Annotated in this window: 8 protein-coding genes; all 8 read left to right on the top strand. The window is 39.5% G+C overall.

Going from position 1 to position 25,196, the window contains the following annotated elements; genetic code table 11:
- Positions 1–178 precede the first annotated feature (178 nt).
- Positions 179–14,575 carry a KxYKxGKxW signal peptide domain-containing protein gene (locus tag BJK46_RS12500; protein WP_112424792.1) on the top strand — a complete coding sequence of 4,799 codons (14,397 nt, stop codon included), beginning with the start codon at positions 179–181 and terminating at the stop codon, positions 14,573–14,575.
- Positions 14,576–14,698: 123 nt separating this feature from the next.
- Positions 14,699–15,907 carry an accessory Sec system protein translocase subunit SecY2 gene (gene secY2, locus BJK46_RS10010; protein ID WP_037544107.1) on the top strand — a complete coding sequence of 403 codons (1,209 nt, stop codon included), beginning with the start codon at positions 14,699–14,701 and terminating at the stop codon, positions 15,905–15,907.
- Between the two features lie 10 nt (positions 15,908–15,917).
- Positions 15,918–17,483 carry an accessory Sec system protein Asp1 gene (gene asp1, locus BJK46_RS10005; protein ID WP_096636627.1) on the top strand — a complete coding sequence of 522 codons (1,566 nt, stop codon included), beginning with the start codon at positions 15,918–15,920 and terminating at the stop codon, positions 17,481–17,483.
- Positions 17,467–19,011, top strand: coding sequence for an accessory Sec system protein Asp2 (asp2, locus tag BJK46_RS10000; RefSeq protein ID WP_103263450.1), 1,545 nt, complete (start codon positions 17,467–17,469; stop codon positions 19,009–19,011). Before asp1 ends, asp2 begins: the two co-directional genes overlap by 17 nt.
- Positions 19,001–19,927: an accessory Sec system protein Asp3 gene (gene asp3, locus BJK46_RS09995; protein WP_063279026.1), complete on the top strand. Its 927-nt coding sequence runs from the start codon at positions 19,001–19,003 to the stop codon at positions 19,925–19,927. Before asp2 ends, asp3 begins: the two co-directional genes overlap by 11 nt.
- Positions 19,924–22,311, top strand: coding sequence for an accessory Sec system translocase SecA2 (secA2, locus tag BJK46_RS09990; RefSeq protein WP_063279027.1), 2,388 nt, complete (start codon positions 19,924–19,926; stop codon positions 22,309–22,311). Before asp3 ends, secA2 begins: the two co-directional genes overlap by 4 nt.
- Before the next feature lie 15 nt (positions 22,312–22,326).
- A complete protein-coding gene (gene gtfA / locus BJK46_RS09985) occupies positions 22,327–23,835 on the top strand; it encodes an accessory Sec system glycosyltransferase GtfA (protein ID WP_100006606.1) in 1,509 nt (502 codons plus the stop codon).
- Entirely contained in the window at positions 23,828–25,159 is a 1,332-nt protein-coding gene (gene gtfB, locus BJK46_RS09980) for an accessory Sec system glycosylation chaperone GtfB (RefSeq protein WP_020220167.1), read from the top strand. The genes gtfA and gtfB overlap by 8 nt, the downstream gene beginning before the upstream one ends.
- Positions 25,160–25,196: the final 37 nt, after the last annotated feature.

The following is a 25,196-nucleotide window of genomic DNA, read 5'->3' as shown; positions in this document are numbered from 1 at the left end:
CCCAATAACAAAATAAAAACATAATTTAATATAAGTAAATTCTAATAATGAAATGCGTTATATAACTAACAGTATAATGATTAAAATTAAGTTGCCTAACGCTTAGAATCGTATTATTATCTATTAATGCAGTGGTGGAATTTTTATCTTTTGAAATTTATCATATGGGAGTTTTGCAATGACAAGAAAATTTAGGGAATTTAAGAAAAGTTTAAGTGAAGAAAAAGCAAGAGTGAAACTTTACAAGTCAGGTAAAAACTGGGTTAAAGCTGGAATTAAAGAATTTCAGTTATTAAAAGCATTAGGCTTATCTTTTTTAAGCCATGACATTGTAAAGGATGAAAATGGAGAAGTAACGACACAATTTGGGGAACAGTTGAAGAAAAATGCATTAAGAACAACTGCTTTTGCGGGTGGAATGTTCACAGTTAATATGTTGCATGACCAACAAGCATTTGCGGCGTCGGATGCACCTATAACTTCTGAACTGGCAACCAAAAGTCAAACTATTGGCGATCAAACATCAATTGTTATTGAAAAGTCTACATCGTCAGATCAATCAACGAACCCAATAACAGAAAGTGAAAGTAAACACGATTCTGAAAGTATCTCATTATCTGAGCATCAAACATCAGAGTCAACAAGTCTTTCAACGTCAACTTCCAAATCAATATCAACTTCAGTAGAGGAATCAGAATCAACATCAAAAGATTCTCATACTAAAACTCAAGATAGTCAATCAGATAATCATCAGTCAACAAGTCAAGAGGTAAATGGCTCTTCCAACCACGAGCAATCAACACCACACACTGCACAAAGTCTTACGAGCCTATCTATTGAGAGCCAAACGTCGACTTCAAATACATCATTGAAGGAAACTAAAGAAGGGGAATTGTCAAAAAACCTTTCGAAGTTATCTCAAAATCAAAACATCAAACTTCATGAAGAACATACGATGCGTTCAGCAGATTTGAGCTCAGGTTATACAGGATTTAGAGCGGCTTACTATGTACCAAGATCAAGAACAACACCAACGACAAAAGTCTACACAGGGCAAGGAAGCTTCAGAGGTAGAGGTAGAATTAAATATAATATTTTCTACAAAGTTGTCGTTACAAGTAATGGCAAAGAAATGAAGATCCGCTATACATTGAGTCAAGATGATCCAAACACGTCTAATGTTGAAAAACCTAGGTGGGCAGGACAGAAACGATATGGTATTAAAAATGGCTGGGACGCAGGTCCTGGTCGTGGTCAACTTAAATTAGGATCGGCATTCGGTAAACCAACAGTTAGACAAGGGGTAACAATAGAAAATTATGGCGGCTGGGCTGTTGGCTCTAATGTCAAGCCGGTTTCTGGAGATCATAATAATGGTTATTATTGGCAACCTGCTGTATTGTCACCAAAACATGGGGAAGCAGGTTATGGTGTAACTGCTGAAATTACAGTTCCAATTGTTAACCCAACAGGAAGATTTAATTGGGAATTTCACCCTGTAGGTCAACAAGATGGTGTCGGCGGTATGACAGACTACTTTGAAAATGTATGGATTCGAGACTATGACCCATATTACAAATATATTCAAACTAATGAAGGTAGAGCCTCAGTTTCGAACTCTATTTCTGAGGTGAAGGCGAGTGAATCGAGATCCACATCGCTCGTACAATCGGAGTCTATTAGAAGATCACAGTCCATATCTGAGAGTGAATCTATTGTAGCCGCAAGTCATTCGGCAAGTGTAGCAAAATCGCAATCCATCTCGAGAAGTCAATCTGTGGCGAAATCACAATCGATCTCAAGAAGTCAGTCGATCGCACACAGCCGATCAGCAAGTGTAGCAAAATCACAATCGATCTCAAGAAGTCAGTCGATTGCACACAGCCGATCAGCAAGTGTAGCAAAATCACAGTCGATTTCAAGAAGGCAGTCGATCGCACACAGTCGATCAGCAAGTGTAGCAAAATCACAGTCGATTTCAAGAAGGCAGTCGATCGCACACAGTCGATCAGCAAGTGTGGCAAAATCACAGTCGATTTCAAGAAGGCAGTCGATCGCACACAGTCGATCAGCAAGTGTGGCAAAATCACAGTCGATTTCAAGAAGTCAGTCAATTGCGCAGAGTCGATCAGCAAGTGTGGCAAAATCACAGTCGATTTCAAGAAGTCAGTCAATTGCGCAGAGTCGATCAGCAAGTGTGGCAAAATCACAGTCGATTTCAAGAAGTCAGTCGATTGCACATAGCCGATCAGCAAGTGTAGCGGAATCACAGTCGATTTCAAGAAGTCAGTCGATTGCGAATAGCCAATCTGTAGCAGCGAGTGAATCAGAGAGTCTATCAATATCATTGTCTAAAAAGCAGTCAATATCGATGAGTAATTCTGAAAGTGCAGCAAAATCACACTCGCTTTCGGTGAAAAGGTCTAACTGGATTAAAAAGTCAAAAGCGGCTTCAGTAAGAAAGTCACATTCACTTTCGGTAAGAAAATCTAATTCGGCGAAAAGGTCACATGCTATTTCGGTAAGAAAGTCAAAGTCATTATCAGTTAAAAAGTCAATTGCGCAGAGCCAATCAGCTAGTGTGGCGAAATCGCAATCGATTTCAAGAAGCCAATCGGTGGCAGCGAGCGAATCGGCATCGTTAAGTAAGTCGAAGAGCACATCGTTAAGCAACTCAGTGAGTGCAGAGAAATCGACATCATTAAGTCGTTCAGCAAGTGTAGCAAAATCGCAATCGATTTCAAGAAGCCAATCAGTAGCAGCGAGTGAGTCGGCATCGTTAAGTAAGTCGAAGAGCACATCGCTCAGTAACTCAGTGAGTGCAGAGAAATCGACGTCATTAAGTCGATCAGCAAGTGTGGCAAAATCGCAATCGATTTCAAGAAGCCAATCGGTGGCAGCGAGTGAGTCGGCATCGTTAAGTAAGTCGAAGAGCACATCGCTCAGTAACTCAGTGAGTGCAGAGAAATCGACGTCATTAAGTCGTTCAGCAAGTGTAGCAAAATCGCAATCGATTTCAAGAAGCCAATCGGTGGCAGCGAGCGAATCGGCATCATTGAGTAAATCAACAAGTACGTCAACAAGTGACTCAGATAGCGCGTCAAAATCAACATCTGTATCAGATAGCGATTCAGCTTCATTGAGTAAGTCGACTAGTACATCAACAAGCGATTCAGACAGCGCGTCAGCATCATTGAGCAAGTCAACAAGTACATCAACGAGCGACTCAGATAGCGCATCGACATCAACATCAGTATCAGATAGCGACTCCGCATCGTTGAGTAAATCGACAAGCACGTCAACAAGTGATTCAGACAGTGCGTCAAAATCAACATCTGTGTCAGATAGCGATTCAGCTTCATTAAGCAAATCGACAAGCACATCAACAAGCGATTCAGATAGTGCGTCAAAATCAACATCAGTATCAGATAGCGACTCCGCATCGTTGAGTAAATCGACAAGCACATCAACGAGTGATTCGGACAGTGCGTCAAAATCAACGTCGGTATCAGATAGCACGTCAGCATCATTAAGCAAGTCGGCAAGTACGTCAACGAGTGACTCAGACAGCACGTCTACTTCATTGAGTAAGTCGACAAGTACATCGACAAGTGATTCAGATAGTGCGTCAAAATCAACGTCAGTATCAGACAGTACGTCCGCATCACTAAGCAAGTCGACAAGTACGTCAACAAGCGATTCAGATAGTGCGTCAAAATCAACATCAGTATCAGATAGCGATTCAGCATCATTGAGTAAATCGACAAGCACATCAACAAGTGATTCGGATAGTGCATCGACGTCAACGTCAGTATCAGACAGTACGTCCGCATCATTGAGTAAATCGACAAGCACGTCAACAAGTGATTCAGATAGTGCATCAAAATCAACATCAGTATCAGATAGCGATTCAGCTTCATTGAGTAAGTCGACTAGTACATCAACAAGCGATTCAGACAGTACGTCCGCATCACTAAGCAAGTCGACAAGTACGTCAACAAGCGATTCAGATAGTGCGTCAAAATCAACATCAGTATCAGATAGCGATTCAGCATCATTAAGCAAGTCGACAAGTACATCGACAAGTGATTCAGATAGTACATCAGCATCACTAAGCAAGTCGACAAGTACGTCAACAAGTGACTCAGACAGTGCGTCAAAATCAACATCTGTGTCAGATAGCGATTCAGCTTCATTAAGCAAATCAACAAGTACGTCAACAAGTGACTCAGATAGCGCATCAACATCATTAAGCAAGTCAACAAGTACATCGACAAGCGATTCAGACAGTACGTCTACATCATTAAGTAAGTCAACAAGTACATCAACAAGTGATTCGGATAGTGCGTCAAAATCAACATCAGTATCAGATAGCGACTCAGCTTCATTAAGCAAGTCGACAAGTACATCAACGAGTGATTCAGACAGTACATCAGCATCACTAAGCAAGTCGACAAGTACGTCAACAAGTGACTCAGACAGTGCGTCAAAATCAACATCTGTATCAGATAGCGACTCCGCATCGTTGAGTAAGTCGACAAGTACGTCAACGAGCGATTCAGATAGTGCGTCAACATCAACGTCGGTATCAGATAGTACGTCCGTATCATTAAGCAAGTCGACAAGTACATCAACAAGTGATTCGGATAGTGCATCGACGTCAACGTCAGCATCAGATAGCACATCCGCGTCGTTAAGTAAGTCGACAAGTACGTCAACAAGCGATTCAGACAGTGCATCAAAATCAACGTCGGTATCAGACAGTACGTCAACATCATTAAGTAAGTCGACAAGTACATCAACAAGCGATTCAGACAGTGCGTCAACATCGACATCAGTATCGGACAGTACGTCTGCATCATTGAGTAAGTCGACAAGCACATCGACAAGTGATTCAGATAGCGCATCGACATCAACATCAGTATCAGATAGCGACTCCGCATCGTTGAGTAAATCGACAAGCACGTCAACAAGTGATTCGGACAGTGCGTCAAAATCAACATCAGTGTCAGATAGCGATTCAGCTTCATTAAGTAAGTCGACAAGTACATCAACAAGCGATTCAGATAGTGCGTCAAAATCAACGTCAGTATCAGATAGTGACTCCGCATCGTTGAGTAAGTCGACAAGCACGTCAACAAGTGATTCAGACAGTACGTCTACTTCACTAAGTAAATCGATAAGTACATCAACGAGTGATTCAGACAGTGCATCGACGTCAACGTCAGCATCAGATAGCACATCCGCGTCGTTAAGTAAGTCGGCAAGCACGTCAACAAGTGATTCAGATAGTGCGTCAACATCAACGTCAGTATCAGATAGCGATTCAGCATCATTAAGCAAGTCGACAAGTACATCGACAAGTGATTCAGATAGTGCATCAAAATCAACGTCAGTATCAGATAGCGTGTCAACATCAACATCAGTGTCAGATAGCGATTCAGCATCATTGAGTAAATCGACAAGTACGTCAACGAGTGACTCAGATAGCGCATCGACATCAACATCAGTATCAGATAGCGACTCAGCTTCATTGAGTAAGTCGACAAGTACATCGACAAGTGACTCAGATAGCGCATCGACATCAACATCAGTATCAGATAGCGACTCAGCTTCATTGAGTAAGTCGACAAGTACATCGACAAGTGACTCAGATAGCGCATCGACATCAACATCTGTATCAGATAGTGACTCAGCATCATTAAGCAAGTCAACAAGTACGTCAACAAGCGACTCAGATAGTGCGTCAAAATCAACGTCAGTATCAGATAGCGATTCAGCTTCATTAAGCAAGTCGACAAGTACGTCAACAAGTGACTCAGATAGTGCATCGACATCAACATCTGTATCAGATAGTGATTCCGCGTCATTAAGTAAGTCGACAAGTACATCAACGAGTGATTCAGACAGTGCGTCAACATCAACATCAGTATCAGATAGCGATTCCGCTTCATTAAGCAAGTCGACAAGTACGTTAACGAGTGACTCAGATAGCGCATCAAAATCAACGTCGGTATCAGACAGTACGTCAACATCACTAAGCAAGTCGACAAGCATGTCAACGAGTGACTCAGATAGCGCATCGACATCAACATCAGTGTCAGATAGCGATTCCGCTTCATTGAGTAAGTCGACAAGCACGTCAACAAGCGATTCAGACAGCGCGTCAAAATCAACGTCAGTGTCAGATAGCGATTCCGCATCATTAAGTAAATCGACAAGCACGTCAACAAGTGACTCAGATAGTGCATCGACATCAACGTCAGTATCAGATAGTGATTCCGCGTCATTAAGCAAGTCGATAAGTACGTCAACGAGTGACTCAGATAGCGCATCGACATCAACATCAGTATCAGATAGCGACTCAGCTTCATTGAGTAAGTCGACAAGTACATCGACAAGTGACTCAGATAGCGCATCGACATCAACATCAGTATCAGATAGTGACTCAGCATCATTAAGCAAGTCGACAAGTACATCAACGAGTGATTCAGACAGTACATCAGCATCACTAAGTAAGTCAACAAGTACGTCAACAAGCGACTCAGATAGTGCGTCAAAATCAACATCTGTATCAGATAGTGATTCCGCGTCATTAAGCAAGTCGACAAGTACGTCAACAAGCGATTCAGACAGCGCGTCAAAATCAACGTCAGTGTCAGATAGCGATTCCGCATCATTAAGTAAATCAACAAGTACATCGACAAGTGACTCAGATAGTGCGTCAACATCGGTATCAGACAGTACGTCCGCATCGTTAAGTAAATCAACAAGTACATCGACAAGTGATTCAGATAGCGCATCGACATCAACATCAGTGTCAGATAGCGATTCAGCTTCATTGAGTAAGTCGACAAGCACGTCAACAAGTGATTCAGATAGCGCATCGACATCAACATCTGTATCAGATAGCGATTCCGCGTCATTAAGCAAGTCGACAAGCACGTCAACAAGTGACTCAGATAGTACGTCCGCATCATTAAGTAAGTCGACAAGTACGTCAACAAGCGACTCAGATAGTGCATCAAAATCAACATCAGTATCAGATAGCGACTCCGCATCATTAAGCAAGTCGACAAGCATGTCAACAAGTGACTCAGATAGTGCGTCAGCATCATTGAGCAAGTCGACAAGCACGTCAACAAGCGACTCAGATAGTGCATCAAAATCGACATCAGTGTCAGATAGTGACTCAGCTTCGTTGAGTAAATCGACAAGCACGTCAACGAGCGATTCAGATAGCGTGTCAACATCAACATCAGTATCAGATAGCGACTCCGCATCGTTGAGTAAATCGACAAGTACGTCAACAAGTGACTCAGACAGTGCGTCAAAATCAACATCTGTGTCAGATAGCGATTCAGCTTCATTAAGCAAATCAACAAGTACGTCAACAAGTGACTCAGATAGCGTATCAACATCAACATCAGTATCAGATAGTGATTCCGCGTCATTAAGTAAGTCGACAAGTACATCAACAAGCGATTCAGACAGTACATCAGCATCACTAAGCAAGTCGACAAGTTCGTCAACAAGCGACTCAGATAGTGCGTCAACATCGACATCGGTATCAGACAGCACATCAGTTTCATTAAGCAAGTCGACAAGTACATCAACAAGTGATTCGGATAGTGCATCAAAATCAACGTCAGTATCAGATAGCGTGTCAACATCAACATCAGTATCAGATAGCGATTCAGCATCATTAAGCAAATCGACAAGTACATCGACAAGTGATTCAGATAGTGCATCAAAATCAACATCAGTATCAGATAGCGATTCAGCTTCATTGAGTAAGTCGACTAGTACATCAACAAGTGACTCAGACAGTGCGTCAAAATCAACGTCAGTGTCAGATAGCGATTCAGCATCATTAAGCAAGTCGACAAGTACATCGACAAGTGATTCAGATAGTACATCAGCATCACTAAGCAAGTCGACAAGTACGTCAACAAGCGATTCAGATAGTGCGTCAAAATCAACATCAGTATCAGATAGCGATTCCGCTTCATTAAGCAAGTCGACAAGCACGTCAACAAGTGACTCAGATAGTACGTCCGCATCATTAAGTAAGTCGACAAGTACGTCAACAAGCGACTCAGATAGTGCATCAAAATCAACATCAGTATCAGATAGCGACTCCGCATCACTAAGCAAGTCGACAAGCATGTCAACAAGTGACTCAGATAGTGCGTCAGCATCATTGAGCAAGTCGACAAGTACATCGACAAGTGACTCAGATAGCGCATCGACATCAACGTCGGTATCAGACAGTACGTCCGCATCGTTAAGTAAATCAACAAGTACATCGACAAGTGATTCAGACAGTGCATCGACATCAACATCTGTATCAGATAGTGATTCCGCGTCATTAAGTAAGTCGACAAGTACATCAACGAGTGATTCAGACAGTGCGTCAACATCGACATCGGTATCAGATAGTACGTCGGTTTCATTGAGCCAATCAACAAGTGTGGATAAAGATAGTACAGCGAAGGGATCGACAGAATTAGTAAATGTTGCATCACTTTCAATCAGTGCGAGTCAATCAAGTAGTTTATCTGCTTCAACATCCACATCGATTGAAAAGTCTGAGTCTACATCAACAAGTGGCTCAAATTCAACTAATGCGTCGTTAAGTAGCTCAGCTTCACTTAGTACATCAGCAAGTACTTCTGTAAGCGAAGTGACATCTGTCACACATTCTGAAAATGATTTAAGTGCATCTAATGATAGAGATACATCCGGATCAGTAAGTCAATTTGCTTCTGAAAATGCATCATTAAGTGATTCTGCATCAATTAGTGGCGAAGTTTCTAGTAGTACGTCCGCGTCAACTTCGAAATCATCATCACTTTCAGCAAGCGCGTTACATGATAAGCATGTATCAGAAAGCACTTCTGCATCATTAAGTAGTGGAGATTCAAGTCGTGCTTCGGCATCAGTGTCAACGTCATTATCAGAATCAGATAGTGCGTTAATAGACTCTGAATCAATTAGCGTTTCTGAGCACACATCAACATTACAATCAGATAGTCATTCACTATCACAACAACAATCAGCAGAATTATCACAATCAGAGCAAACATCACAATCACAACGCATTTCAACAAGTGCGTCAGTATCGGCTATGAAATCAGAAAGTGCTGCTAAGGTATCTGAATCGCTATCTACGTCTCAATCAAAAGTAGATAGTCAATCACAATCGGTATCTGAATCAGCGAGCAACTCACGAGTGTCAAGAGATTCAAAATCAACAAGCGCTTCTATGCGTCGATCATTGTCAGAGTCAGTATCTCAAAGTATGTCACTTATTGATCAGTCAGAAAGTGATTCAACATCTATATCGATTTCGACGTCAATCAGTGATGAAGACTCTATGCTGTATTCTATGAGTGATTCCGCATCGATCAGTACTAAGGCATCAAGTAGTATGTCTACTTCGACAAGCGAAGAGCATGCCAACAGTCATTCTCAATCTGAATCGACAGCATCGGTTGAAGTATCTCAAGAAATGAGTGCATCGGCTTCAACAAGCAAATCTGAGTCTCAATCAGAGTCAGTATCAGTAAGTAACGAAGAATCAAATATCTCATCTATGCAAGAGTCTTTTGTAGAGAGTGCAAAAGCATCGCGTAGTGCATCTATGAGCGTTGCAAAATCTGAAGCCTCTGAATCACAGCTATTAAGTGAGTCTAATGCTTCGGTAAGCCAATCAGCAAGCACAAGTAGTAAAGCATCAGCAAGTACGTCAGAATCTATTTCAACGTCACTCAGCGTATCTGAAGCAACTCATGGAAAACCGAGAAATCATTCAGAAAGTGCTTCAGCAAGTCAATTATTAGAAGAAAATGAGTCATTAAGCGATTCAGCATCAACAAGTGTTGAAGATTCAGAAAGTGCATCAGCATCTCTGTCGGTGTATCAATCACAATCAGCAAGTGCATTGAAATCAACACATGCATCAGAAAAAGCTTCAGTGAATACAAGTACAAATGCTTCGAAGCGTGCATCAGCATCGACATCTATCTCTAACTCGAAATCTAAAGTCATTGCGAGTGAATCGAAGTCAACAAGCATATCAACATATGAATCGTTGTCAATATCGACTAGTAAAGAACAATCAACGCGTGTATCAGTGAGTGAGTCGACATCAACGTCTAAAGTGAAGTCAGAAAGCGACTCGGCATCAACGTCGACATCTGAATCAATCTCAATTAGCGCAAATCGTTCAGGTTACACATCGTCTAAACGTTCGGTACAAATGAGTGAAGCACAATCAACGAGCGATTCATTATCAGTAATGCAATCTGAAGGTTCAGTAAGTGTATCGCAATCTTTAAGTGTATCAGATAAGACATCACAGTCCTTATCGGAATCAATATCGCATTCAGAAAGTGACTCTGATAGTAACTCAGTGTCTATTAGTCAAGAGACATCTGAACAACATTCGGTGTCAGACAGTGACTCGACGTCAATTTCGGAAAGCGAATCTATTGCATATAGTCAATCAGCGAGTGAATCAGAATCAACAAGTATCGCAAAATCTGATAGTATTTCGAACTCATTATCTGTTTCATTAAGTGAATCAGAAAGTGAAGCAAGCACATCAGCTTCAGTGAGTACATCTGAAAGTACGTCTGTAAAGGATTCTCTATCAACAAGTATCTTGAACAGTCAATCAGCATCTACTCATCAATCAACAGAAGCTTCTCAAAGTACATCAACTTCAAAAGTTGAGGAAGCATCATTGAGTGACTCTGCTTCTGTATCAGATTCACAATCACTTTCAATGAGTCATGAGAAATCACAAAGTGCATCGACTTCAAAATCTACGAGTCTGTCAAAAACTATTTCTGAGTCAGAGTCTGTGAGTGCATCAACATCAACAAGCGAAGCTGTAAGTACAGAAGCAAGCGAATTTGTATCAGCAGTAGACTCGTTGAGTCAAGTAACTTCTAACGGAAGCACAACGAAAGAAGATGCAAGCACGTTTGTATCAACGGTAGATTCATTGAAAGACAAAGCATCAAATAATGGTACACCATCAGAGTTTGCGTCAGCAGTGAAATCAACACACGCATCAGTGAGTGTGTCAGCATCAGAAAGTACATCAGCATCAACATCGACAAGTGAAGCTGTAAGTACAGAAGCAAGCGAGTTTGTATCAGCAGTAGACTCATTGAGTCAAGTAACTTCTAACGGAAGCACAACGAAAGAAGATGCGAGTACATTTGTATCCACAGTAGATTCATTGAAAGACAAAGCATCAAATAATGGTACACCATCAGAGTTTGCGTCAGCAGTGAAATCAACACACGCATCAGTGAGTGTGTCAGCATCAGAAAGTACATCAGCATCAACATCAACAAGTGAAGCTGTAAGTACAGAAGCAAGCGAATTTGTATCAGCAGTAGACTCGTTGAGTCAAGTAACTTCTAACGGAAGCACAACGAAAGAAGATGCAAGCACGTTTGTATCCACAGTAGATTCGTTGAAAGGTAAAGCATCGAATAATGGTACACCATCAGAGTTCGCGTCAGTTGTGAAGTCAGTACACGGATCAATGAGTACATCAGCAAGTACGTCAGCGTCAGCATCAACATCGACAAGTGAAGCTGTAAGTACAGAAGCAAGCGAATTTGTATCAGCAGTGAACTCATTAAGCAGTGAAGCATCGAATGGCAGCACAACAAGAGAAGGTGCAAGCACGTTTGTATCAACGGTAGATTCACTGAAAGATAAAGCGTCGAACAATGGTACGCCATCAGAATTTGAATCAGTTGTGAAGTCAGTACACGGATCAATGAGTACATCAGCAAGTACGTCAGCGTCAGCATCAACATCGACAAGTGAAGCTGTAAGTACAGAAGCAAGCGAATTTGTATCAGCAGTGAGCTCATTAAGCAGTGAAGCATCGAATGGCAGCACAACAAGAGAAGGTGCAAGCACGTTTGTATCAACGGTAGATTCACTGAAAGATAAAGCATCAAACAATGGTACACCATCAGAATTTGAATCAGTTGTGAAGTCAGTACACGGATCAATGAGTACATCAGCAAGTGCGTCAACGTCGGCAAGTACGTCAGCGTCGACATCAACAAGTGAAGCTGTAAGTACAGAAGCAAGTGAGTTTGTATCAGCAGTGAACTCATTAAGCAGTGAAGCATCGAACGGTAGCACAACAAGAGAAGGTGCAAGCACATTCGTATCAACGGTAGATTCACTGAAAGATAAAGCGTCGAACAATGATACAGCATCAGAATTTGAATCAGTTGTGAAGTCAGTACACGGATCAATGAGTACATCAGCAAGTGCGTCAACGTCGGCATCAACATCGACAAGAGAAGCTGTAAGCACAGAAGCAAGTGAATTTGTATCAGCAGTGAGCTCATTAAGCAGTGAAGCATCGAATGGCAGCACAACAAGAGAAGGTGTAAGCACGTTTGTATCAACGGTAGATTCACTGAAAGATAAAGCATCAAACAATGGTACAGCATCAGAATTTGAATCAGTTGTGAAGTCAGTACACGGATCAATGAGTGTATCAGCAAGTGCGTCAACATCAGCGTCGACATCAACAAGTGATGCAGTAAGCACAGAAGCAAGCGAATTTGTATCAGCAGTAGACTCGTTGAGTCAAGCAACTTCTAACGGAAGCACAACGAAAGAAGATGCGAGTACATTTGTATCCACAGTAGATTCGTTGAAAGACAAAGCATCAAATAATGGTACACCATCAGAGTTTGCGTCAGCAGTGAAATCAACACACGCATCAGTGAGTGTGTCAGCATCAGAAAGTACATCAGCATCGACATCGACAAGCGAAGCTGTAAGCACAGAAGCAAGTGAATTTGTATCAGCAGTGAGCTCATTAAGCAGTGAAGCATCGAATGGCAGCACAACAAGAGAAGGTGCAAGCACGTTTGTATCAACGGTAGATTCACTGAAAGATAAAGCATCAAACAATGGTACACCATCAGAATTTGAATCAGTTGTGAAGTCAGTACACGGATCAATGAGTGTATCAGCAAGTGCGTCAACATCAGCATCGACATCAACAAGTGATGCAGTAAGCACAGAAGCAAGCGAGTTTGTATCAGCAGTGAACTCATTAAGCAGTGAAGCATCGAACGGCAGCACAACAAGAGAAGGTGCAAGCACATTCGTATCCACAGTAGATTCATTGAAAGATAAAGCATCGAACAATGATACAGCATCAGAATTTGAATCAGTTGTGAAATCAGTACACGGATCAATGAGTGTATCAGCAAGTACGTCAGCGTCAGCATCAACATCGACAAGTGAAGCTGTAAGTACAGAAGCAAGCGAATTTGTATCAGCAGTAGACTCGTTGAGTCAAGTAACTTCTAACGGAAGCACAACGAAAGAAGATGCAAGCACGTTTGTATCCACAGTAGATTCGTTGAAAGGTAAAGCATCGAATAATGGTACACCATCAGAGTTCGCGTCAGTTGTGAAGTCAGTACACGGATCAATGAGTACATCAGCAAGTGTGTCAGCATCAGAAAGTACGTCGGCATCGACATCGACAAGTGAAGCTGTAAGTACAGAAGCAAGTGAATTTGTATCAGCAGTGAACTCATTAAGCAGTGAAGCATCGAACGGTAGCACAACAAGAGAAGGTGCAAGCACATTTGTATCAACAGTAGATTCATTGAAAGATAAAGCGTCGAACAATGGTACGCCATCAGAATTTGAATCAGTTGTGAAGTCAGTACACGGATCAATGAGTACATCAGCAAGTGCGTCAACGTCAGCAAGTACGTCAGCATCAACATCAACAAGCGAAGCTGTAAGTACAGAAGCAAGTGAGTTTGTATCAGCAGTGAGCTCATTAAGCAGTGAAGCATCGAACGGTAGCACAACAAGAGAAGGTGCAAGCACATTTGTATCAACAGTAGATTCATTGAAAGATAAAGCATCGAACAATGGTACGCCATCAGAATTTGAATCAGTTGTGAAGTCAGTACACGGATCAATGAGTACATCAGCAAGTGCGTCAACGTCGGCAAGTACATCAGCATCGACATCGACAAGTGAAGCTGTAAGTACAGAAGCAAGTGAATTTGTATCAGCAAGTGCGTCAACGTCAGCAAGTACGTCAGCATCAACATCAACAAGCGAAGCTGTAAGTACAGAAGCAAGCGAGTCAGCATCGATAAGTGTATCAATGTCAGTGAGCGCATCAACAAGTGCTTCAATGAGCGTATCAGTGTCAAACAGTGTGTCAGTGAGTGACTCTATTTCAGTAAGTGCATCAACAAGTGAACCTAACTCGGTAAGCACTTCTATGAGTAGTTCTCTTTCAACATCGGCATCAACGCCATCAGAAATTACTTCAAGTTCGTCATCAAGCGATTCAGCGACAGTTCAAAAAGTAGTTTCTAAAGATGAACAGCACGCTACAAATAAAGTTGAAAAATTACCTGACACAGGTCAATCAACGACACAAACTGGTTTATTGGGTGGAGTAGGTGCTTTACTTACAGGCCTTGGTTTACTCAAAAAATCAAGAAAACAAAAAGATGAAGAAACATCATCACATGAATAATAAATAGTTTAAGCATGGTTAAAGAGGCTAGCTTCATGTTTATATAACATGATTTGTCAAAGAGATAGTTAGCCTCTTTGACACCATGTTTGAAAAAAGAGGGTTAAAGTGAAAAATAACAGAATCACAAAAATTATAAATCAATATGAATACAAGATTTTTTACAAAAGAATAGCATTCACAATACTTATATTATTGATATACATATTAGGCAGTAAAATAACCATTGTTGATGAAAACGCCATGCGTCAACACGATAGCGCTTTTTACAAGTTAGCTGTTTCTAATATGGGTGGAGATATACATCAATTAAATGTATTTTCATTGGGATTAGGACCGTGGTTGACAGCTATGATTATCATCAGTTTGATAACGTATAAAAATATGGAAAAAGCCATGCATCAAACACGAGCAGAAAAACATTATAAAGAAAAGTTTTTAACGCTAGGCTTAAGCATCATACAAGGTTATTTTGTTATTAATCAATTCGTTCGACATACAGATGCTGAGAGATTCACTGAGTTATTACTTCTACTTATCCTCGTTACAGGTGCCATGTTAATGATGTGGCTTGCAGATCAGAATATGCGCTATGGAATTGCGGGGCCGATGCCTATTGTGTTGTTGAGCGTGATTAAATCAATGTTTACGCAAAGTTTGCCAATTGTATCTATTGAGATTTTGATGCTAGTAGTAATGGTGATATTAATAATTGTCGCATTATTTATATTACTTTTGACTGAATTGATTGAGTATCGCATTCACTATCGAGACATTATTGAAATGCCAACTCCAGGGCAACCGACTTATTTAGCATGGAAAATCAACCCTGGTGGAAGTATTTCAATCATGATTAGTTTATCTGTATTTTTGCTTTTAACGAGTACGATTAATCTTATTTTTAATATGGTTACTGGGAAAACACCTCATTTACAATGGTTGTCTTTTGGGCATTATATGGGTGTTACGATTTACCTTATTCTTCAAACCGTCTTAGGTTATTTGTTATCACGCTTAATCGTAAACACCAAACAAAATACCAAGGACTTTTTAAAAAATGGTAATTACTTTATTGGAATTAGGCCGGGTGCAGATACAGGAAATTATTTAAATCATTTAGCTAAGCGTCTTTGTTGGTTCGGAACTACCATTGTTACAGCTATTATTGGCGTGCCTTTGTACATTTCATTGCTGGTTCCAGACTTGTCAGAATATATTTATTTTGCTGTGCAACTGATGATTATGGTGTATTTGGCAATGAATATTACTGAAACGATGAGGACCTATTTATATTTCGATAAATACGGTGCCTTCTTAAATCAATATTGGTAAGGAGCATTTTATGAAACATTTTATACCTGCTTGGTACACAACTGATGATTGGTGGAGGAGTCAAGCCCTTCCTTTTCATAGAACGTTAAAAGTGAATGAGTTTGATGAATTAATTAGTCTGATGAACATTCATTTAAAAAATAAAGCTCCATTTGAAATGATGGTGCTTAATTATTCACCAAATTTACGCTTGTTTTTACATCGGCAGGAACTATTTGAAGCGACATACTGGTCATTATTTGATGAAATTCAAGGATTTACGCATCAAACACCGCGTCCTATAGATTATCGTCAATTTAATTGGCCGAATGGTACAGAATTTGTACATTCACTATTTTTAATTAGAGCACTTACAGGGCCACATATGTATTCAGAAATCCAATTCAGCCAAGAAGGGTATCTTTTGTGGATTGAAACTTTTGAAAAGGGTGTTCAAAAAAATCGTTGTATCTTTGACGATCGTGGCTTTCTTTCAAGCTTTTTATCATGTGATGCTCATGGTCAATTCGCGGAGCATTACTACATGACAGCGAATGGCGACTGGATTATGAAAGAAGACTTGTTATTAGGTGGTGTTACTATTCATCCGGATTATGCTCATCGTTTTAAATATGCCTATTACGACAATATGCCAGCGCTTATTGATGAATATATAAACCATTACAAAACCAAAATAAGCAGTAAAGATGTCATTATTACAGCATCAGATGTCCGACATAACCCAATCATTTCACGTCATTTTTCAACGCAACGACTATGCTTTTCAGTCTACCAACAAAGAGAAAATGCACTATCTGATGAAGGTATGGCGTCTATCAAAGAAGGTCCATATTGTTTAATAGACACAATGGAAAATGAGCGACGTATAGCGGATTGCGGTATTTTATCCTCGGAGACCCAGAAAAGGCTTCGTATTACACCTTTTGATGTACGTATCACTCCGAATGTCAGCAACCAATTACATGAAAGTCTAATAGGAGTATGGATTGATGGTATAGACCAAGGAAGATTGGTAACAATTGTGAATTACCTCATCAATGAACTGGAATGTCGTCCTCAAATACGTGTGGTTTTTCTTACACGACGAGAAGAATATCAGGTCCCTGAATGGATACAAGCAGAAGTGAATCGAATACAAAACTTTTTTAAAGAGCGGCACACTGAATCAAAGGTGTTGCAAGAATTTCCGCAAAAAGGAAAGCGTGACAGTATCGTTTATGCTTCATTGAAATCTGTACCATTTGAGATCGATGTTGCTGAGGCTGTTTCGACATTAAGACTAGTCATAGATTTGAATGAAGAGCCGGATTTATTTTTACAGATTTGTTGTCTTGGTGCAGGATTACCACAAATCTCCCGTATGGAAACAGATTATGTCAAACACGGTAGGAATGGCTATGTGATTTCAAATGATGCTGACTTAACTGAGGGGATTGCTTATTTTTTAGACTACTTAAAACATTGGAATCACGCCTATGCGTATGCAATGAAGCTTGCTAAGGCATATGAATCGAATGAAATTTTGAAAATGTTGGACGATTGGTTAGAAGGTGAAACACATGAAGCAACGTTATAAAATGCTACAAATTGGTGGGGAGAATTATGCTTCACATTTTAAAGACAGAGATGAAGTGAGTTGGACCTCTATGCCACTTGATTCATTATCAGATTTGGAAGAATTAAAAAAGTTAGTAGAAGAAGAAAAACAATTTGATTTTGTTTTTGTTCAGGTCCCTTATTCAGAGATGTTAATGCAAGCATTCAGATTAGTCAGTCAACCCTACAACACTTATGTCGACCAACGATTTTGGAATAGTTTTTTTGAAGCAGAAGAGGTTGTTCGTACACGCTTTATTCGTTGTTTTTCTTATGATTCAGAAGAAGATTGTATCAAACGATTAATGGCACTTGCTTTTAGTAAACAATATGGGGATCGGATTCACCCTATTCATTGTAAAGTCAACCCACTTTTTAAAGGAGAGACGTATTATGAGGGAAGGCATCAACTTGTGCTAAAAGGAAATTTTGGTGAGACGTACACGCCGATTCTGAGTTGGAACATGTATCTTTATTACGACAGATACAAAGTCAATGAAATATGGCTCGAGTACACATCATCACCCCATGTCAAAGTGTCTTATACATTACGCTTATATGAAAATCTTAATATGGACAACTTAATTCGCGAATTTGTGTTGGAAGGCGAGCGTTTGATAGAGCCTTTTGCCATCCCGAGCATGGACAAAGATGCCTATATCTTTGTGACTGCAAAAGCAAAAGGGGAAGGTACGCTCAAAGTAGGTAATATTCACAAGAGATGGTCTCGTATGGAACATGGGCAGTTTATCTTAGGTGGACAAAGGTGGAGTAGTGAAGATAGAGGAGAATTCATCCATTTTTTCCATCCAGGTGATTTAAAGCCGCCATTAAATGTTTACTTTAGTGGTTACCGTACTGCTGAAGGGTTTGAAGGTTACTATATGATGGAGAAATTTAAGGCGCCATTTTTACTGATTAGTGATTTGAGATTGGAGGGTGGTGGATTTTATTTAGGAAACGATGCCTTTGAGAATCAAATTAAAAAGGTCGTCCAAGACACATTAGAGTGGTTAGGTTTTAAAGAAGATGAAATGATCATGTCTGGACTCTCAATGGGTTCTTTTGGTGCACTCTATTATGGTGCACAACTCAATCCAGCCGCCATTGTAGTGGGAAAACCCCTCGTCAATATAGGAGGGATAGCTGAAAATATGAGGTTAATGCGACCAGAAGATTTCGGTACCGCGCTTGATATTTTGTTGACAAATGAAAGAGGCTTAGATGATGAAGCCATTGAACGACTGAATCAAAAATTTTGGACCACACTGAATCAAAATCAAATCGACCAGACACTCTTTGCGATTTCTTATATGGAACATGATGATTACGATTTGTATGCATTCCAAAATCTTTTGTCAGCTTTATCTCGTCAAGGTGCGCGAGTGATGAGTCGAAGTACGCCAGGGCGTCATAATGATGATACCCCTACGATTACGAGTTGGTTCAGTCACTTTTATTTTATGATTATGGAAAGTCAGTTTGGGAGAGTGAGAGATGAGCGATAAACATCCATTTAATATTCGGTGGACTCATGTCACGAAAGACACATTTATGTACGGTACAAAATTGAAATGGTCCTCGACAGGCGCCTTATTTGAAAATGCTTTAATGCCTTCTGGGATTGTCATTCATGAATGGAAAATGATGACAGACTTTCAAACAGACGTGAATGTTCCAGACTTACCTATCCTAAAAAAGAATTGCACCTACCATTTTTATTTTGATTACGATGTACAACCTGAGAATAGTATCTATTTTAAAGTGATTTTTAAAAGACGTAATGGCACCACATGTGGCTTTCAAATTATTAAAACACATGAGGCAGATGTGACGGTCCCTGAAGATACGTTTTCATATGTCATACAAATGATAAATGCTGCATCAACACAATTGTTGTTCCGTCAAATTACTATTAAAGAAGCTCGGCTTGAAATACATCGAAAAGATGGGGTTAGAATCAGCAGTATGCAAAATCCAAATGCCAATGTGGCTAGGACTACATTGATTTTTGCACCAAAAGAAGGTTTGGACTCTGAATTAATCAAGGGGATCCAAAATTGTATGCTTGTGACAGGGTGGGATGTTAAAGCATCAACATATGAAATCACGCATTTAGTTGAAATGATCAAAGAAAAAACAAAGGGCTATCGCTGTCAGTTAGTTGGTTATGATAAACGTTCAAATAAGATGGCGAAACTGATTGGTAACCATCTCAAAGCAACGATTTTTGTGACTTCTGATACAGATAATGCTCAAGAAAACGCGCCAAATACCCATGATGCAAAAGACAGCACAATAGTCATCTATCAGGGCAATGAAACGGTTACTCAGTCGTGTCAGTGGTTAGATGCTGTATTGAATAAGAGTCATCAATTACGAGGACTCAATGTACAAAGGTTGAATGGAGGTCAGATTGAATGAGTCAGTCACTGCATAAAACAATTAACAAGATGCGGTTGAGACGTTTAAAGCGTATTTTAAAACATATTCAGCAATATGAAAAATCATTTCAAACGCTACCAGATGATGTGTTGCAACAAAAAACAGTAACTTTTAAGCGTCAATTATTACAAAAAGAGACGACACTTGAAGCCATTTTACCTGAAGCTTATGCACTTGTACGTGAAGCGAGTCGACGTGTCTTAGGTATGTTTCCTAAAGATGTTCAAGTGCTTGGGGCAATTGTATTACATGAAGGAAATATTGCAGAGATGCAAACCGGTGAAGGTAAAACATTGACTGCGACGATGCCATTATATTTAAATGCACTTACTGGTAAAGGGGCGTATTTAATCACGACAAATGATTATTTAGCAAAAAGGGATTACATGGAGATGAAGCCCCTTTTCGAATGGTTGGGACTTAGTATTGCTTTAGGGTTTGTGGATATTCCTGATTATGAATATGAGAAAGGTGAAAAACAAGCCATTTATCAACATGACATTATTTATACAACAGGAGGGCGTTTGGGGTTTGATTATTTAATCGATAATTTAGCAGAATCTCGTGAAGGTAAGTTCTTGCCTACATTGAACTATGGCATCATTGATGAGGTGGATTCAATTATTTTAGACTCCGCTCAAACCCCGCTCGTCATTTCAGGTGCACCACGTGTGCAATCTAACTTGTTTCAGGTAGTCAATACATTTGTTCAAACACTCGAAAACAAACGTCATTTTAAGATGAAAAAAACAAAAAAAGAGATTTGGTTAACAGCTGATGGCATTGAAGCAGCAAACGCTTATTTTGGCGTGGACAATATTTATGATGCGCCTTATTTTGACTTAGTTCGTAACATTAATCTATGTTTACGTGCACAGTTTTTATTCGAAAATAATATGGACTATTTTGTTTATCAAGGAGAAGTCGTACTGATAGATCGAATTAACGGGCGAATGATGCACGGCACTAAATTACAATCAGGTTTACATCAAGCTATTGAAGCGAAAGAAAATGTAGAAATGTCTATGGATATGAGTGTCATGGCTACGATTACTTTTCAAAACTTGTTCAAGCAATTTAATGTGTTTGCGGGAATGTCAGCCACAAGTCACCTTGGTGAAAAAGAGTTTTTAGATTTATATTCAAAAGTTGTCATTCAAATTCCGACTCATCGCCCGATACAACGCATTGACTATCCTGATCGCGTATTTAAAAATATTGAAGATAAACACCAAGCGATTATTGAACGGGTGAAAACGCTTTATACAGAGCAACGCCCTGTACTACTGATTACCCGTACTGCAGAAAGTGCTGAGTATTTTTCAGCAGCATTGTTTGCACTCGATATTCCTAATAATCTACTCATTGCACAAAACGTTGCGAAAGAAGCGCAAATGATTGCTGAAGCGGGACAGTTGCGTGCTGTAACGGTAGCAACAAGTATGGCAGGTCGTGGAACGGATATCAAATTAGCTGAAGGTGTTCCTGAGCTAGGCGGGTTGGCAGTCATTATCAGTGAACATATGGAGAATAGTCGTATTGACCGTCAGTTACGGGGACGTTCAGGACGACAAGGTGATCCAGGGACAACACAAATTTATATTTCTTTAGAAGACTACCTCGTCAAAAGGTGGTCGGATCATCAGATATCACGGATAAAGCGACTAGAAAAATTCGATACCCATACGTTACAAAACAGTCGTCTTTTCCAAAAGCATGTAAGAAAAATTGTCAAACGTGCTCAGCGACTTTCTGAAGAACAGGGCATCAAAGTAAGAGAAACTTCGAATGAACATGAAAAAAGTATTAGTGTCCAAAGAGAACTGGTTTATAAAGAGCGTAATCGTGTGTTGCAATTTAAAAGCTTGGAAGAGATCCAGTTAGAGCAACTTGCGTTAGAAGTTTTTGAAGAAGCATTTGAACACACACATTTCACTGTTTCTGAATGGGTGGACTATATTTATAAAAATTTAAGTTTTCAATATAAGGGACAACTAGAAGGTGTAGATCTGAGAGATATTAACGCGGTAACTCAATATCTTCTCAAATTATTTAAACAGCAATTAGCATATCAAAGACAGCATCTAGATGACTATTTTTACACGTACTTTGTGCAAAAAGCGATATTAAAAGCGATAGACAGTAATTGGATTAAACAAGTTGACCATTTACAAAGGTTAAAGAATAGTGTGAACACCAGACAAAATGGTAAGCGTAATCCCATTTTCGAGTATCACAAAGTCGCATTAGAATCATTTGAACTGATGACAGATGCTATTAAAAAAGACATTGTAAAGTACCTTTGTCAAAGTATAACGGAAAAAGAAGATGATCGACATTTAATCGTGCATTTTCCAAATTAGAGAGGTGATGAGAGCATGACAATTTATAATATTAATTTCGGTATTGGATGGGCAAGTAGTGGAGTAGAATATGCGCAAAAGTATCGCGCTGAAGCGTTACGCGGGCTTGATGTTCCTTTGAAATTTGTATTTTTAGATTTTATGAGTTCAGAAAACATACAAACTTTAACATCCAATTTGGGTTTTCAAGATGATGAAGTGATATGGCTATATCAATATTTTACAGACATTAAAATTGCACCCACCACATATACAATTGACGATATAAAGTCTTCTATCCATGAAGAAGTGGTTCGTGAAGAAGTAGACGGTTCTGTGCGATGGTTATATTTAGAACAACCGGGCAGCTTTATTACATGTTATTTAAAGAATGAAGATGAACCTTATGTGGATTGCGCAGAATTTGTGATTAATAACAAATTGGTACGAAAAGATTATTATAGCTACACACGAACTTTTTCAGAGTATTATGCTCCGGCTGACCAAAAAGCTAAGTTATACATGAGACATTATTATAATGAAGATGGTTCGGTTGTTTACACAGAGTATATTGATGAGGGTACTCATGTTTATGCGTTTAAAGATCAACTATTTTATACAAAAGAGGAATTTGTCGCATACTTTATTCAAAACTTAAAGCTAACATCTGAAGATATTGTCATTTATGATCGTGCAACTAAAGTAGGACAAGCGATGCTCCAAAATAAAGGGGATAGTAAAGTAGGCGTTGTAGTGCATGCGGAACACTTCAGTGAAAATGCGACGGACGAGGATCACATTTTGTGGAACAATTATTATGAATATCAATTTACAAATGTAAAAGAGATTGATTTCTATATTACTGCTACAGAACGTCAAAATGAGATATTGTCACAACAATTCAAGCAATATCTCAACGCTGAGCCACCGATTTATACAGTACCAGTAGGGAGTTTAAATCAACTTAACAAGCCAGCGTCACCGCGACATGCATATCGCATGGTGACTGCTTCAAGATTAGCAAGTGAAAAGCATATTGATTGGCTGGTTCGTGCTGCGAGTATTGCGAAGAAAGAGGTACCTGAACTCACTTTTGATATTTATGGTGAAGGCGGGGAACGTGAGTCCATTGAAAACTGGATTGAAAAACTGGGCGCACACGATTATATCCGGTTGCTGGGACATCAGAAACTAGATGATATTTATAAGAATTATCCATTGTTTGTTGCGGCTTCAACAAGTGAGGGGTTTGGCCTTACCCTTATGGAAGCTGTAGGTTCAGGTTTAGGGATGATTGGCTTTGATGTGAATTATGGCAATCCAACCTTTATTAGAGATGGAAAAAATGGTTATCTTGTGCCTATAGAAGTTAAAGAAGATAGTAATGAAAAAATAATTGACAGTTTAGCTCAAGCAATCATTCGCTTTTTCAATGATGGACCTGTTGACCCTCATGAAACATCGTATGCGATTGCGACGCCATATTTAATAGAGAATACGCGACAAAAATGGAAAGAATTAATAGGAGAGGTGTTACATGGTTAATTTATTTGAGTATTTTAACAGTGATACACGTGAACTATACGAAACGTTAAGGATATCGGGTCACCATGATGAGACAATTGTTTTAGTTGATGATGGATTTTTACCAGAGGGCATTCGTTCACCGTATCAATTCTTTGCAAATTATCAAGTCCCTGACAAACAGCGCGCACGATATTTTAACGAAGTTCCTGTGCCACGCTTTTGGGAGATTGAAGGGAACAATGATGAAGCGTGGGTTAAAGATATGAGTGATCGACGGGCGATGATATATTTTCATCCGTCAGAGAAACGTCGCCTTGTCAGTCATGTGGAATGGCTCAATCGAAAAGGCCAACTTCAGTATGTTGATCATTACAATCAACATGGTTTTCGTTATGCACAAACAGTATACGATTTGACAGGAAATATGATTTTTCGCCGCTATTTGGATCAACAAGGCAACGAAGTGATTTATGAAAATTTTGTCGCTTCAAGTGTAATTTTAACGTGGAAAGGTGAGCAGTATCATTTTAGCGATAGTATCGATTTTTATACGTTTTTCCTAAAGGCAATTGATGTTAATTTGGAAAACATTGTTATCAATTCGCTGAGTACACCATTTTTGATACTGTATCAATTAGATATACCAGGAAATGATATTTTATTCTGGCAGGAAACATCTTATGGCGAAATTCCTGGCAATATGCGTGTGATTCTTGAAAAAGACACACCACGTCATTGTCGAATTTTAATACCTGAGCGTGAAGAATATGAAAACATCTATGCACAATTGACAGATGAAGAACGTCAATTTATTGCGCACAGTGGTTATTTATACAACTATCAATCAGAAAATAATTACACCATGAACATTTTAACTATGACTAACTCGGATCAAATTGAAAATCTAGAAGCGATTGTACAATCTTGCCCATTCGCTCAGTTTCATATTGGTGCGGTAACAGAGATGTCATCTAAGTTGACAGCATTTGAGCGTTACGCGAATGTGCATTTATACCAAGCGATTGAATTGGATACTGTCGAAACAGTTTATCGTAAATGTGATGTTTACTTAGATATTAATAACGGTGGAGAAATTATCAATGCCGTCAAAAAGGCCTTTGATTTTAACATGCTCATTTTAGGTTATAGTGACATTGCACATAATCGTCGTTTCACAGCACCTGAAAATTTATTTGAAAAAGAAAAGGATGCAAGTGCTTTAATACAAGCTTTAAAAGATATCAATCTCAAAAAGCGTTATTTTAAACTACGCTTACAATATCAACAAGATCATGCTAATGAAACGACAATAGAGGCCTTTAATCAAATATTCAAAGCTTAAAACGATAAAAGGGACTGGAACACACAAAGAGTTGTCC

Origin of the sequence: Staphylococcus pseudintermedius (genome assembly GCF_001792775.2) — a bacterium.
Classification (GTDB): domain Bacteria; phylum Bacillota; class Bacilli; order Staphylococcales; family Staphylococcaceae; genus Staphylococcus; species Staphylococcus pseudintermedius.
The sequence above is the reverse complement of the archived record's forward strand: the minus strand, read 5'-3'. Positions and strand labels throughout refer to the sequence as shown.

Coding starts and splice junctions, on each gene's coding strand:
- secA2 (WP_063279027.1), top strand. CDS start 19,924: ATGAGTCAGTCACTGCATAAAACAATTAACAAGATGCGGTTGAGACGT.
- gtfB (WP_020220167.1), top strand. CDS start 23,828: ATGGTTAATTTATTTGAGTATTTTAACAGTGATACACGTGAACTATAC.
- asp2 (WP_103263450.1), top strand. CDS start 17,467: ATGAAGCAACGTTATAAAATGCTACAAATTGGTGGGGAGAATTATGCT.
- asp1 (WP_096636627.1), top strand. CDS start 15,918: ATGAAACATTTTATACCTGCTTGGTACACAACTGATGATTGGTGGAGG.
- gtfA (WP_100006606.1), top strand. CDS start 22,327: ATGACAATTTATAATATTAATTTCGGTATTGGATGGGCAAGTAGTGGA.
- asp3 (WP_063279026.1), top strand. CDS start 19,001: ATGAGCGATAAACATCCATTTAATATTCGGTGGACTCATGTCACGAAA.
- BJK46_RS12500 (WP_112424792.1), top strand. CDS start 179: ATGACAAGAAAATTTAGGGAATTTAAGAAAAGTTTAAGTGAAGAAAAA.